The organism is Pseudalkalibacillus sp. A8 (genome assembly GCF_045920555.1).
Classification (GTDB): domain Bacteria; phylum Bacillota; class Bacilli; order Bacillales; family Fictibacillaceae; genus Pseudalkalibacillus.
The window spans coordinates 4878509-4893510 of sequence record NZ_CP174509.1 but is presented as its reverse complement, the minus strand read 5'-3'; the positions used below and the strand labels follow the sequence as shown (position 1 = coordinate 4893510).

The following is a 15002-nucleotide window of genomic DNA, read 5'->3' as shown; positions in this document are numbered from 1 at the left end:
TCCTCAGTAGGTATTAAAATGAAAGCGTGGAATAATAAAAAGAGACCTCAATGGTGGTCTCTAAAAAATCTACCAACTTTAAAAAAGTTTATCCTATAAAAAATGATATATCAATACAATTTTCCGTATAGTTTTAACAATTATTAGACTGTTAAATTAAACATAATTTATTGATACAATTCTTTGATCAAGGATTCGCTTGAATTCCCTTTAGAGTATTGATTCCATACCTCAGCAAATTTTTTTACGGATTTTCTATCAAAGTTATTTTCTTTGATCATGGATATGATTTCAGCTGTATCTTCAACGATTGGTCCAGGTATATCTTTTTCGAATTCTTTCCAAATTCCTCGATCCCTTTTGTATTCCTTTAAGTCATACATAAAAAAGATGATCGGCTTTCCGAGTAATGAAAATTCAAAAGGAATGGATGAATAATCAGTAATGAGAAAATCGGTTATCAATAATAAATGATTGACTGAATGATAATCGGAAACATCATATACAAAGCCCGAAAAATCATTAGCCAGACTAAAATTCACAGCAGGATGTATACGTAAAAACACTACATAATCATCTTTCAATTCATCATACATGGATTGAAGGTCCAAATGGATTTCTGAGAGATCAAATTCTCCATCTCTGAAAGTGGGTGCGTATAAAATCACTTTTTTTGAATTGATAATAGGAAATTCAATTTTTAATTTTTCTATTACAGAATTCTTTTGTTCCTTATCATAGAAAAAGTCAGTTCTAGGAACACCAGTCCTCATGATAGCTTCATCATCTACACCGAAGCTTTGATGTATGATATTTGCCATCTTATCAGACCCAACAGCTATTTGGGTATGACGTTTATAGACAGTTTCGATTCTTTTCTTTGCCGAATCGGGTCTGCTTTTCATCGAGGGATCCATAAGGCCAAACTTCTTTATTGCACCAGCTGCATGCCAGAGCTGAACACATTTTACATTCGGTTTGAAACTGGTAATAGATAAAAATCCGTAATAATTATCTACAAACACCATCTTAGAAGTACTTAGATGATAGATAGAAATGACCCAATGAAATAGGTTTACACATTCAAAAGAGTAAACTTTAGAGTTATTTATATTGTCGAAATTAATCGGGCATTTTGGTTGTTTTAGAATAATAATTTCATGATCTTGTGTTTTTGATAATTCGTCGGCTACATAAAAAATATTATCCCCAAAAGAAGCAACAAATGTTGTCTTTTTCCTTTGGGGAAATAGTTGGAACATATTAAATAATAGTTTGAAGATCATCAAATATGTTCCGATTAATAGTTCTCTAACCATTATTGACTAATAGCAGATCGTTTTTAATTTTGCTTGTTGAGATGCCGACTGTACGAGGGAGGTATACTACTTCAGTATATTCTTTTAGGAAGTCGAACTTACCTTCCCAATCATCTCCCATAACGAAAACATCAATATCATTGTCAATGACATCCTGAATTTTTTGGTCCCAATGGTTTTCAGGAATCACTTTATCTACATAACGAATCGATTCAAGAATCACTTTTCGATTTTCGTAATTATGATATGCTTTTTTGTCCTTAAGAGCATTGAATTCATCAGTAGAGACAGCTACTGTCAAATGATCCCCTAATTCTTTAGCGCGACGAAGTAAATTTATATGGCCATTATGGAGCAAGTCAAACGTACCGTATGTTAAAACTTTTTTCATTTTAGTGTCCTCCCATAGATTTTACTAGATATAAAGACTTAAATTATTGTTTCGTTCACATTGTATATATTAATATAACAAATTTGCGAGACTGTAACATAATGTTTACATTCTATTAACAATACTTTGGATTATTTATACCACGTAAATATATAGTTAAAACATTTTAGAGAAAATTTACAACCAACATTGATCAATTAATAATATTTACCAATTAACCTAACAATTATAATGTGATTCTACCACATGTGTCAATTGATGGTATGAATAATTTCCACGGGACTTAAGGCATAAAAAAGAGCCTAATCAAATCTCCATACAATAAAAATTCAATCTGAATAGACTCAGTATTATGTTGACGATTTAAATAGGAATTGGTTTCACTATTTTTAACTCGAATTGGAAAAGATTACCTTTTCGGAGTTGATGAATTTAATCTTCCTAAAGTTTTCGCATTAAATAACAGTATATGACTGGCGAAAATCTCCATTTGAAAATCAAAAGTTTACGGCATATAATATCGTATAATGTTAAGAGAGAGGGGTACAAGCAAAAATATGGGACAACATGATTTGGAAAATATTAAGATCTTGAATCTCGATTTAGAAGATAAAATCTATAAAATCGACATACCGGTAAAGAATTCTTTCATGGTTGATGTAGCTCAAATGCAATTTATTCTGTCAAATAGGCAAAATGACGAGGAAATCGTTTTGGCTTCTTCAAGTAAAGATTCATTAAATGAATTTATCATATATGAAATCGAGATCCCTTTCGATGCTTTTAAACCATCTGAAGATGATATTTGGGATTTATATATCATACGCGAAACCCAGAATGGATTGAAAAAAAGCAGAATTAAAAGTAATTTTGAGTATGTGAGGATATTGGCTATTGTCACTAGGGAAAATAAAAAAATGTTTTACCCATTTACTACGAAAGAAGGGAATCTTTCCTTCAGATTTAATCAATATACTCTATTTGCAATATTTGATGATATCCAATTGACGAACTCAGGAGAACTTTCAGTATCAGGCTTTTTCAACTATCCACCACTCCATTTAGTTGGAGGATATAACATCACAGGATTAAAGGTGGTAATCAACAATAATGGTGAAGAGGAAAAGTTCATTGATGTAAAACGAGTAGCCCGCGCAGATCTCTATTCGAAATATACAAACACTCTTGCATTTAAAGAAATCGGTTTTGAAGGATCTTTTGATTTCAAAAGATATATCAATGGTAACAATAAAAAAAGCTTCAAGTTTTTCTTGGAACTTGAGTATGAACATGAAGGCAGGACTGAAACAATCAGGAGCATAAGAGTTCGATTATCACATGAGACCGTGCTTCCAGACAAATCTATCCTAACGTTGAATGGTAAAAAGAAAAAAATATATTGTGGCGTTACAAAGAAATCAAAGTATTTTTCAGTGAATGTTGTTGATTATAATATGGTCAAAGAGACACTGGCTAATATTAAAAAAAAATGGGTGAAAATTAGAAGAAGCGACTACTTGAAAAAAATGTACAAAACTGTCTTCTATCTTCTTGGAAGAATCATGCCGGCTGATCTGAAGTTGGTCATGTTCGAAAGCTTTCTAGGAAAACAATATAGTGATAGCCCAAGAGCTATTTATGAATATATGTTGGAAAACCATCCTGAGTATAAAATGTATTGGAGTGTCGATAGAAGACATTTGAAATTCTTTGCAGGCAAAGATGTGAAACATGTAAGAAGGTTTTCGGTCAGTTGGTTATTACTGATGACGAGGGCTAAATACTGGGTCTCCAATAGTAGATTACCGCTGTGGATTCCTAAACCAAAGCATACAATCTATCTGCAGACATGGCACGGTACACCATTGAAAAGGCTTGCTGCTGATATGGATGAGGTCCATATGCCAGGAACTAATACGACAAAATATAAAGAAAATTTCTTGAGAGAAGCAAGAAAGTGGGATTATTTAGTGTCGCCTAACGCTTATTCCAGTGAAATATTCAGAAGAGCATTTGCATTTGATAAAACAATGATTGAATCGGGTTATCCTCGGAATGATTTTCTAATAAACTGCAATGATCTGGAAAACATGAATCAATTGAAAGAAAGAATGAACCTTCCTAAGGATAAAAAAATCATATTGTATGCTCCTACATGGCGGGATAATCAGTTTTATGCCAAAGGGAAGTACAAGTTCGATCTCCAGCTCGATTTGGATAAAATCAGAGAGGTACTTGGGGAAGACTACATTGTTTTGTTAAGGATGCATTATCTTGTAGCTGAAAACCTGGATTTGTCCGGTTATGAAGGTTTTGTTTTTGATTTCTCCTTTCATGAAGACATCAGAGAATTGTACTTGATATCGGACATTCTGATAACCGACTATTCATCTGTCTTTTTCGATTATGCGAACCTAAAAAGACCGATGTTATTCTTTGTATATGATATAGATGATTATAGAGATAATTTAAGAGGATTCTATTTCGACTTCGAAGAAAAAGCTCCCGGACCTTTGACACGAACCACTGAAGAAATAATTAAAGAGATAAAACTTATCGAGGAGAATGGGTTCATACCATCTGAAACTACTGAAGAATTTTACAAGAAGTTTTGTTATTTAGAATCTGGGGAATCTTCGAAGAGAGTTGTAGATGAAGTATTTGGGAAATAAATCATAACATCTTACGTCTTTCGTCTGGCTGTCGAATTTTATCGATGGCCTGTTTTATTACCCTAAATATTGATTTCTGCGACATTCACTCCCTTTCCGCGGGCGATCCGCAAGCCTCCTCGCTCGTACCTCGCTGTGGGGTCTCGCCTGGCTCACTGTTCCCGCAGGAGTGTCGTGAATTACGCTTAGATCAATCTTCTAGTTAGTCTACATTGGAATTTTAACAGTGCCTAAGTCTTAACTATTCGTCAGTCGTACTACCAACCTTCATAGATTTATATTTTTTCTGTAAAGGTGCGGTTAAATTTCTATAAATATGTACGAACTATTAATTGGCACGGGAAGCAGTGTTGTCAAATTTACAATTATGTATCATTTGTTGTGTTTTAAAAAGTATGAAAGTATAATTTGAGAAGTATTTATCATTCAAAAGATACACAGGAAGGACTAAAGTATGAAATCCGTAATCACTGTGATTAAAGAACAGATTCAACACTTCTATTTGGTTAGAAGGTTATCTTTATATGAATTGAAAAGTTCAAATAGCAATAATTATTTAGGTATGGCATGGGAACTCATCAATCCGCTTATCCAAGTAGCGATTTATTGGTTTGTATTTGGATATGGTATAAGACAAAGAGCCGATATTAAATTGGAAAACGGGTTGGAGGTTCCTTTTCTACAGTGGATGCTTGCTGGAATCATTATCTGGTTCTTTTTCTATCAGTCCACAATTAAAGGTTCTAAATCGATTTATACAAGGCTGAGAATGCTCTCAAAGATGAACTTTCCAATGAGTGTCATTCCTAACTATATTATTTTTTCACAATTTTATATTCATGCTGCTTTAGGTGTCATTACAATCTTAGTCATGCAATTTTCAGGTTTTCCGATAAATATTTACTATTTACAGTTCATCTACTTTATTTTTGCAACGTTCATGTTTATCTTTGCACTAGCATTAGTGACATCAACACTTGCAACCATCATTCGAGATGTGCAAATGTTTTTACAAGCAACACTACGTATGCTGCTCTATCTATCACCGATTTTGTGGCAGATTTCAAATATCGACAATGAGTTTATACAGTTGGTTATGAAGATCAATCCGCTGTATTATTTAATTGAAGGGTATCGAGCCGGATTTTTCGGATTGGGCTGGTACTTTATTGAAAACTGGGAATACACGTTGTATTTCTGGGCTATAACTGGTCTGCTCCTTTTCATTGGTGCGACAATACATGTGAAATTCAGAAGGCATTTCATCGACTTTCTATAGATGAGAGGAATCAATATGGAAAAAGCGATTAGCGTCAAAGACGTTTCGAAAAAATACAAATTATATAAGAAGTCTTCAGAGAAAATATTGGATTTGCTTACACCTAAAAGCTATGGTGAAGATTTTTACGCATTAAATCATGTGGATTTTGAGGCTGATAAAGGTGATGTTGTAGGGTTTGTCGGGATCAACGGTTCTGGGAAATCTACATTGTCAAACATTATCGCGGGGATCGTCCCGGAAACAACCGGTTCTGTGACGTTGAATGGACAAGCAGCATTGATTGCGGTTGCTTCAGGCTTGAAAGGTGATTTAACTGGCAGGGAAAATATTGAACTCAAATGTCTGATGCTTGGATTTTCAAAAAAAGAAATTCAAGAAATGGAAGAGGATATCATTGAGTTTGCAGAATTAGAGAAATTTATTGATCAACCAGTAAAATCCTATTCAAGCGGAATGAAATCACGTTTAGGTTTTGCGATTTCTGTAAATATAGACCCTGACATCCTGATCATTGATGAGGCATTATCTGTAGGAGATAAAGCGTTTGCTGAAAAATCCCTGGAAAAGATGAAAGAATTCAAAGCTAAAGGGAAAACGATGATTTTCGTCAGCCACTCAATTGGCCAGATGAAAAAATTCTGTGAGAAAATCCTTTGGCTTGAATTCGGTGTCGTCAAAGACTTCGGTACAGTGGATGAGGTCTTACCGAAATATGAAGAATTCTTAAAGAAATATAAAAAAATGTCCAAAAAAGAAAAGAAAAAATATAGAGAAGATGCAATCAAAAAGAACGCTGCCTTGAAGACAGCTACAATTTGAATATAGAGAACCTTGACTAGTTTCGACGTCATAGTCAAGGTTCTTTTTTGTGGAGCGAATAGTGTGTTGCGATATTAGAATAATTTTGGTATAGTATTCCCGTCGTCAAATTCGACAAAATTCGACAAAATTTATCTTAAAAGCAGGGGATAAAAATGGTCAAGGAATGGAATCTATTGCGTTTTGTAGCTTGCCTTAGCATCGTTCTGCTTCATAGTACAACCCAGACAGGGTTAGTGGCAGGCTTTCCGCAAGCTGAATATTACGAACTTGCACGTCTTTTATTGTGCTATGCGACCCCGACTTTTATCGTGTTATCTGAAATCATTCTAGCAAATAAATATACGGATCGCTTAGGCGAAGGCTTTTTCACTAAACGGTTGAAGTGGATATATCTTCCCTTCGTGTCGTTCGCCATCTTAGATGCATTGGTAACATTCCATTTGAGCGGTAACGGTTTTGCAGGCGTAACCGATAAGATCAAGAATAATGTTCTGTTCGGTGAATTTGAAGGATACTTCGTACTCGTCATCCTTCAGTTTTACCTCCTGCATTATATCGTTCTCAAATTCAATATCTCAATGAAAGTTCTGTTGCCGATCAGTTATGTTGTGATGATCATTCATCTTCATTTATTGAATTACTCGGACCTTGCCTTCGTGCAAGACAATAGACATCTGCTGAAAATACCGTTTACAGCCTGGTTCGGTTATTTTACAACAGGTTACCTAATTGGACGTCATTATAAAACAATCATTCAGTTCTTAGGTAAATATAAATGGTATACGTTGTTAGGGGTAGTACTATCCTTGTATTTCGTCGCAATGAATTATAAATTCGGTTTTACGAGTGTCAATTCTAAAAGGTTCGATCTATTCCCATTTGTAATCTTATCTAGTTTGGCGATCCTCACGTTTGGAAAATACGTACCGAACTTGAAAATCATAAATACGATTAGTAACTATTCATTTGGAATTTATTTATTGCACTGGCAAGTCCAACGATTTATTGGTCCTTATACCGCTAACTTTTTCGAGCATACAAGTACACGTGTCATCGGATTGTTCATTGTAAGCCTCCTATTATCAATGTTGATTATAAAATCAGTATCTCTTTTACCTTTTGGATCATATATAGTCGGTAATACAAAAAGAAGGAAAAAATCGATTCGTGTTCCTGAAGCCCAATATGTACCTACACAATGATAAAATACCTGGGTTGGCTCTTAAGTGTGTGAAACTTTGAGCCAGCCCATTTTTTTGTGTAACAATTTTTTAGAAATCCTTTACATATACTCAATAATTGTCGATAATTACATAAGGGTGTAATTCAGTGATAAAAGTTGTGGTGATACGCATATGGACAGTACTTTAAGAAAAACAAATATAGAAAATAGCAATAATGTAGATATTCTTAACGTTCCTTTTGTTAATAGCCCGAAAGAGCAATTCGTCGATACTCTTTTGACACATATCAAAAGGAAAGAAAAGAAGTTCATCATTACAGCCAATCCTGAGATTGTGATGCAGACTTATAAAGATCCATCATTTAAACGGATTGTTCAAAAGAGCTCTTACGTCACTCCTGATGGTATCGGAATTATAATGGCAGCCAAAATGTTAAATAAACCGATTCCTGAAAGGATAACAGGTATTGAAACGATGATTGCTCTTCTTCAAAAAGCTGAAAAGAATGGTCATTCTGTTTATTTTTTAGGGGCGAAAGACACGACACTAAAAAAGGTAGTAGATAACGTACATGTCAGATTTCCTGGCTTACGTATAGTGGGTTATCGAGATGGCTATTTCTCGAGTGATGAAAGTACAAATATCCGTGACGAAATTAAACAGCTACAGCCGGATATGGTTTTTGTAGGTTTAGGAGCTCCTCGTCAAGAAAAATGGATTTCCGAAAACTTTTTGCACTTCCAAAAGGGTATCTTTATGGGAGTGGGTGGAAGTTTTGATATTTTATCCGGTGAAGTAAAAAGAGCTCCACGTTTGTGGAGGAAACTCAACCTTGAATGGCTGTATAGACTCGTCACTCAACCGTGGCGATTTAAACGGATGTTGGAAATACCGAAGTTTTTATTCAAAGTGTTCAAAGAAAAAATTGGAACAAGCACTCATTAACTTTACTATTATCATCAAAGTGCAGGGAGACAGAATGTTTTTCTGCACTTTTCTTAAGCCTTCACCCATTACCAATCTTTACTTGGTAAGTATGGAGCATTTCCTCACATCAAACGGTTTCAATTATCAAACAATAAGATTGTTAATTTAGGGAATATCGTCAATAAGTATTAATTTGTTTCGAAATGTTTATTTAGTGTTAAGAATTTGAATTGTAATCTTTACAATTTTTACTGAATAAAGAATTGATTTTCGTTTAAGATGTGATACGCTTACCTAGAATGTCTAAGCAAAGGAGATCCACTTTATGGATAATAGCATGATCATTGCACTGATCACATCATTTATAACTGTACTGGTCATTACTCCCCTTGTAATAAAACTTGCCCACAAAGTAGGGGCTACAGATAAACCAAATAAGCGTAAAGTACATGAAAAAGTAATGCCGCGGTTAGGTGGTCTGGCGATTTTCATCGGATGTACTGCTGGGTATTTTGCTGGTGGACTCTATAAAGAGCAAATGACCGGCATACTAATTGGTGCGTTTTTAATTATCGTATTAGGAATCCTCGACGATATTTTGGAATTATCAGCTATTGTAAAGCTTTTGGGTCAACTAATCGCAGCTACGCTTGTCGTTTCGACCGGTTTGACGATAAATGTGCTTAGTGTACCTTTCCTTGTTGAGAATTATGAACTTGGCATCTGGTCCTATCCGATTTCAGTACTGTGGATTGTCGCTATCACGAATGCAATCAATTTGATCGATGGGTTAGATGGCCTGGCAGCGGGAATTTCGTTGATTGGAATTGCGACGATTGCCTTTATGGCTGGAGCTGCAGGTAAAGGACTGATTATGACCTTGGCATTGATCTTGATCGGAAGTATAATTGGTTTCCTTTTTTACAACTTCCACCCAGCAAAGATTTTCATGGGGGATACTGGAGCACTGTTCTTAGGGTATGCGATTGCGATCCTATCCCTATTAGGATTATATAAAAGTGTGACATTGTTCAGCTTCATCGTTCCGATCCTTATCCTTGGGGTGCCGATCTTTGATACGTCATTTGCAATCATTCGACGAATCGTTAATAAAAAACCGATTTCAGCACCGGATAAGTCTCACTTGCACCACAGGATCTTAGCACTTGGACTATCGCATCGGAATACTGTGCTCGTCATTTATGCCTTTGGAATCATATTCAGTGTTTGTGCAGTGATTGTAACAGAGACGACGTTGATCGGGTCTTTGTTGATCTTATTCACATTATTCGTTGCCTTTCAGTTAGTTGCTGAAACTGTAGGTCTTGTTAGTGACCGATACAAACCGTTCCTGAGGTTTTACCGTAAAGTTATTAAAAGCAGGCAATAATTACGTTTATATAAGGGGTTGACTCGAAAGAGCCAGACGCTTCAATTTTTGAAGCTGCTGGCTTCGGGTCAGCTCCTTTTTTATTTATGCGAAATTCACGGTCTGCCAATCAAGAAACCCTTAACGGACAAAGGAGACCTTATTTGTCCCATATCACTATTATTTTAAAAATAGCGGACACTAGAGACTTTATTTCGTGAATATCATTGAAAATCAGCTGTTTTATCCACACATAAGGGCCCTGGTGTCCGTTAGCATTAAGAATTATAGCTTTTTGTTACAAAAAACTGCTCTCATGTCCGCTGAATTTTGTGGACTAACATTTTGTTGATTCTGCGAAAAGTTTATTGCTTTTCTTTTTGGTATAAAAACTTGAACGCTAAGCTAAAAATTAAACTAATGAAGAGATGAGGGATTTAATATGAATTCAACGTTGATCGTATTAACGCAAAACTTTCCATACATGCCTGGAGAGCATTTTTTTGAAACGGAACTACAATACCTGCAGAAAGACTTTCATAAAATTATATTATCTCCCGTGGCTCACATACCTAAAAACGAGCAAAGGGAAGTTCCTGAAAACGTCCTTGTTAAGCCATTTGACCGGAACCTTACACCTTTCAAAGTGCTTACATACATGCGTAGGCTTACATTATTGAAGGATCCGCAGGCTAGGAAATGGTTCGAGGAAGAATTCGGAACAGCTCGCAAATACGGCTCAAAGGGAGTATTGAAGCTGATCAACTGGCTGAGCATGGCGGTGAATATACGCAAACAAATTGAAGAGAATTATGTGAAAAATAACACCAACCTTTCAGAGTATGTTTTTTACTCGTATTGGTTAAGTCCAGCAGCCATTGCTGTAGGAATGCTTAAGGAAAAATATGGGGAAGATATTAAAGGTGTGGCAAGAGCGCATGGTGGTGATCTATATGCTTATCGCCATACGCCACCATTCCTGCCATTACAAGGAAAGACTATTACGAATCTTTACAAGCTTTACACGATTTCGTCCGACGGGAAAAATTATTTACAAAATAGATATCCTGAGTTAATTCCAGCTAAACTTTCGGTTAGTAGACTAGGGACAGTCGGGGTGGAGCAAACCAATCCTCAGAACAGGGAAGAGCAACTGCACATCGTGACTTGCTCTTATATGGTCGAGGTTAAACGCCTCAATCTTCTCATAGAAGCCCTGACTCGAACCAAGTTGAATGTAAAGTGGACACATATTGGAAATGGGCCTTTATGGGATAAACTTAATGATCTCGCAGAAAAACTTCCATCAAATGTGGAGTGGGAGTTTCTTGGGTTTATGAATAATGATCAAATCCGAGCGTATTACCAACGGACGCCGATTGATCTTTTCATGAATATAAGTGCCAGCGAGGGAGTCCCGGTTTCCATTATGGAAGCTTTCAGTTGTGGTATTCCCGTTATCGCAACAGATGTCGGGGGCACATCGGAGCTGGTCAATGAAAAGAACGGCAAACTGTTGGATAAGGATACAGCGCCAGACCAAATTTCGGAGGCGATTGAGGCATTTGCTGATATGTCTGACCAGGAATATGATTCAGCAAGTAACCATGCATATGAGATGTGGAATGAACATTTCAATGCAGATCAAAATTACGCTGAATTTTCCAAGCATTTAGTCCTGTTAGGAGGAAACCAACAACATGAAGGCTAGGAATAGCTTCGCGAAAAACAGTTTCATCACGATTACGCGACAATTCACCAGTATCCTCCTTGGGATGTTGTTACTGATCGTACTCGCAAGATTCCTTGGCCCCTCTGGACAAGGTCAATATACTCTAGTTATCTTATTGCCTCAGCTATTGATGACTTTTCTGAATCTTGGGGTCAATACGTCAACGATCTACTATGTGAGCCGCGAAGAGATCGAGGTTGATTCAGCTGTTAAGAACAATTTGTATATTGGCGTATTTTTAAGTTTTGTAGCGATACTGATCGGAACTGTGATTGCACTCTTCTTTTCAGATCGTTTTTTTGAAGAAGCGTCAACAACATTCTTGTTATTGAGCTTGATTGCATTGCCGTTCATGTTTCTGAATATATATTTCCAGACGGTGTTTCAAGGATTGCAGCAATTCGGTGTGTTCAACACTATTCTGATCATTACGCAATTAGGTACTTTATTCTTTGTCTGTCTATTCATCATCGTTTTGGGATATGGAATCACCGGAGCTGTCGCAGCCTTCATATTAGGGCACTTGATCACGACCATTTCTATTGTATATATTCTCTATGCCAAATTCGGATTCAAGTATAAAAGAGGAGTTTTCAATCTTTCATATTTTAAAAAGTCTGTCTTGTTTGGATTGAAAGCACATATAAGTAACGTGATGTCTTTTTTGAACTATCGAATCGACCTCCTCTTATTGGGTTATTTCCTGAACCCGGCAGCAGTAGGGATTTATGTGACAGCAGTCAATATTGGAGAGCGGATATCGATTTTATCGCAATCGCTATCGACGGTCTTACTTCCTAGAATCGCTTCGGTTGATGATGAAGTCGACCGTAATCGCGTGACATCGATCTTGACAAGAAACTTTTTAGTCTTTGTGTTGCTGTTGACAATCGGTGTTTTTTTCTTTGCCGATTGGGTGATCGATTTATTATTCGGGGTTCAATATGAAAAGAGTTCGAGCTTATTGAAATGGCTCATACCTGGAGTAGCGGCATTATCAATCGACAGGCTTTTATCAAATGATATTGCCGGCCGGGGAAAACCAGAAGTGAACATGTACGTTTCCCTTTTCAATGTATTGTTCAACGTTGGGTTGAACATGTATTTGATCCCTCTGTATGGAGTGGTCGGGGCAGCGGTTGCGACAACAGCAACTTATATTTTAAGCCTCATTATCAAAATCTATCTATATAAAAAAGTGACAAGTTCGAATTATAGAAGTTTCCTTTTGATACAAAGGGATGATCTATATCTTTATTCGAATTTGTTCAAGCAATTGAAAACAAAAATGGCTGACAGATAAATCGGAGGTTTTCTGAATGAAGGTCTTAATAACAGGCGGGGCAGGCTTCATAGGAACATACACGAAAGATCTTTTGAAGGAAAAAGGTCATCAGGTATTGATTGTGGACAATTTGTCTACTGGCAACGAGAACAACATTGAGCAAGATGACACTTTTTATAAAGGTGACATCCATAACCTTTGTGATCTAAAAGGTGTCGACGATATCGATGTCATCATCCACCTAGCTGCTCAGATTCAGGTCCCTGTATCTGTTCAAGACCCAAGGTTCGATATGGAGCAGAATATCGCCGGAACCATTAAAGTAGTAGAATTCGCGAAAAAAGTAAAGGTTAAGAAGGTGATCTTCGCTTCATCGGCAGCAGTTTACGGTGATCATGAACAGCTTCCAATCAAAGAAGAAAGTGTTATGGATCCAATGTCTCCTTATGGCATATCGAAAATGGCTGCTGAAAAATACGTCGAGGCCCTTTGTAAAATGAATGGTATCGAATATATCGTCTTACGTTATGCCAACGTATTTGGTGCGAAACAGACTGCGAAAGGTGAAGGTGGCGTAATCAAGATTTTTTACGATCTTCTTGCTGAAGGGAAGACTCCGAAAATCGAAGGGGACGGCAATCAGACACGGGACTTCATCTATGTAGAAGATATTGCACGTGCCCATTTATATGCGTTAGACGCACCAAGCGGAACATATAACTTGAGCACAAACACTGAAATCACGATTAACGAACTGTGCAGACACATGATTGAAGCGATGGGTAGTGATGTAAAGCCAGAACACATTGAGGCACGTAAAGGCGACATTTATCGGAGTTGTCTCGATAACTCTAAATTCATAGAAGCTTCAGGATGGGTACCTGCCTATTCCGTGGAGGCTGGTATCAACTGCATGATCAACGAACTAGAGCGTAAAGGAGTTAACGAATCATGAATTTCGCGATTGTAGGATGCGGGCATATTGCCAAGAAACATGCGGATGCTATTAAAAACAGTGACGAGGCATCATTACTTGCGGTTTGCGACACGGTCCAGGAAAAGATGGTTCCTTTCTTTGAAGAGTATGGTGTAAAGGGGTTCCTGAGTTTGGATGAGCTGTTAGAACAAGAGGATGTTGACGTAATCAACATTTGTACGCCGAGCGGATTCCATGCTGATATTGCGGTAAAAGCAGCTCAAGCCGGAAAGCACATTGTAGTTGAAAAACCGATCGCGTTGACGCTTGAAGATGCAAACAGGATCATATCCGCCAGTAAAGAGTATGGAGTGAAGTTATCCGTTGTCCATCCGAACCGTTTCCGTCCAGCGATCATGGAAACAAGGAAGCTGATGGATGAAAACAAATTCGGAAAATTGAGCCATGCCAACGCTACAGTCCGTTGGAACAGGAACCAAGCTTATTACGACCAAGCGCCATGGCGAGGAACGAAATCATTGGATGGCGGCGTTCTGATGAATCAGGCGATACACAACCTGGACTTGCTCGTATGGCTGATGGGTGAAGTAGATGAAGTGTTCAGTATGGGAGCAACAAGGCTCCGTGATATAGAATCGGAGGATGTTTCCCTCGGCGTGGTCCGCTTCAAGAATGGTGCATTAGGCGTCATCGAAGCAGCGACAACAATCTACCCGAGGAACCTTGAAGAGACGTTAAGTATATTCGGGGAGACCGGAACACTGAAAATTGGAGGGATGACAGCCAATCTTATTGAGCACATCAATATAGAAGAAATGGATGATCAAATCTCCAATGAGCTTATCGATCGCGTCAAATCAGACCCATTTGGAAAACCAGGGCATCAATGGATCATTGAGGATATGGTGGATGCCATCAAGAATGAACGAGAACCGATCGTTACAGGAAAAGACGGAAAGAACGCGTTAGCATTAGTCATTGCTCTTTATGAATCTGCAGACAGTAATCGTCCAGTCAAATTACTTGATACGTCTGCTGACACCAATAGACCAATCAAACTTTAAGAAATGAGGGATTGTCCC

The 15002-nt window shown here is 37.2% G+C and carries 12 protein-coding genes; 10 read left to right on the top strand and 2 right to left on the bottom strand.

Features of this window, described 5'->3' with window-relative positions:
• Positions 1-167: 167 nt before the first annotated feature.
• Together ACJROX_RS24800 and tagD are read right to left on the bottom strand one after the other, a co-directional pair.
• A complete protein-coding gene (locus tag ACJROX_RS24800) occupies positions 168-1319 on the bottom strand; it encodes a CDP-glycerol glycerophosphotransferase family protein (RefSeq protein WP_408007883.1) in 1152 nt (383 codons plus the stop codon).
• Positions 1312-1710, bottom strand: coding sequence for a glycerol-3-phosphate cytidylyltransferase (gene tagD, locus ACJROX_RS24795; protein WP_408007882.1), 399 nt, complete (start codon positions 1708-1710; stop codon positions 1312-1314). The genes ACJROX_RS24800 and tagD overlap by 8 nt, the downstream gene beginning before the upstream one ends.
• Before the next feature lie 557 nt (positions 1711-2267).
• On the opposite strand from tagD, the gene ACJROX_RS24790 reads away from it, so the two are divergent.
• From ACJROX_RS24790 to ACJROX_RS24745, 10 genes are all read left to right on the top strand, one after another.
• Positions 2268-4382: a CDP-glycerol glycerophosphotransferase family protein gene (locus ACJROX_RS24790; RefSeq protein WP_408007881.1), complete on the top strand. Its 2115-nt coding sequence runs from the start codon at positions 2268-2270 to the stop codon at positions 4380-4382.
• A 454-nt stretch (positions 4383-4836) separates the two neighbouring features.
• Positions 4837-5661 (top strand): ABC transporter permease, encoded by an 825-nt coding sequence (locus ACJROX_RS24785; protein ID WP_408007880.1) that lies wholly within the window; start codon positions 4837-4839, stop codon positions 5659-5661.
• A 15-nt stretch (positions 5662-5676) separates the two neighbouring features.
• Positions 5677-6483 (top strand): teichoic acids export ABC transporter ATP-binding subunit TagH, encoded by an 807-nt coding sequence (gene tagH / locus ACJROX_RS24780; RefSeq protein WP_408007879.1) that lies wholly within the window; start codon positions 5677-5679, stop codon positions 6481-6483.
• A gap of 155 nt (positions 6484-6638) precedes the next feature.
• Positions 6639-7688 (top strand): acyltransferase family protein, encoded by a 1050-nt coding sequence (locus ACJROX_RS24775; protein ID WP_408007878.1) that lies wholly within the window; start codon positions 6639-6641, stop codon positions 7686-7688.
• Between the two features lie 153 nt (positions 7689-7841).
• Entirely contained in the window at positions 7842-8615 is a 774-nt protein-coding gene (locus tag ACJROX_RS24770) for a WecB/TagA/CpsF family glycosyltransferase (RefSeq protein ID WP_408007877.1), read from the top strand.
• A 307-nt stretch (positions 8616-8922) separates the two neighbouring features.
• A complete protein-coding gene (locus tag ACJROX_RS24765; protein ID WP_408007876.1) occupies positions 8923-9987 on the top strand; it encodes a glycosyltransferase family 4 protein in 1065 nt (354 codons plus the stop codon).
• A gap of 421 nt (positions 9988-10408) precedes the next feature.
• Positions 10409-11677, top strand: a complete 1269-nt coding sequence (locus tag ACJROX_RS24760) for a glycosyltransferase (protein WP_408007875.1) — start codon at positions 10409-10411, stop codon at positions 11675-11677.
• Complete coding sequence (locus ACJROX_RS24755) at positions 11667-13001, top strand: flippase (protein WP_408007874.1); 1335 nt, start codon at positions 11667-11669, stop codon at positions 12999-13001. Before ACJROX_RS24760 ends, ACJROX_RS24755 begins: the two co-directional genes overlap by 11 nt.
• Before the next feature lie 16 nt (positions 13002-13017).
• The gene (locus ACJROX_RS24750) at positions 13018-13938 is read left to right on the top strand and encodes an NAD-dependent epimerase/dehydratase family protein (RefSeq protein WP_408007873.1); all 921 of its coding nucleotides are present in this window, start codon (positions 13018-13020) and stop codon (positions 13936-13938) included.
• A complete protein-coding gene (locus tag ACJROX_RS24745; protein ID WP_408011766.1) occupies positions 13932-14984 on the top strand; it encodes a Gfo/Idh/MocA family protein in 1053 nt (350 codons plus the stop codon). The genes ACJROX_RS24750 and ACJROX_RS24745 overlap by 7 nt, the downstream gene beginning before the upstream one ends.
• Positions 14985-15002: the final 18 nt, after the last annotated feature.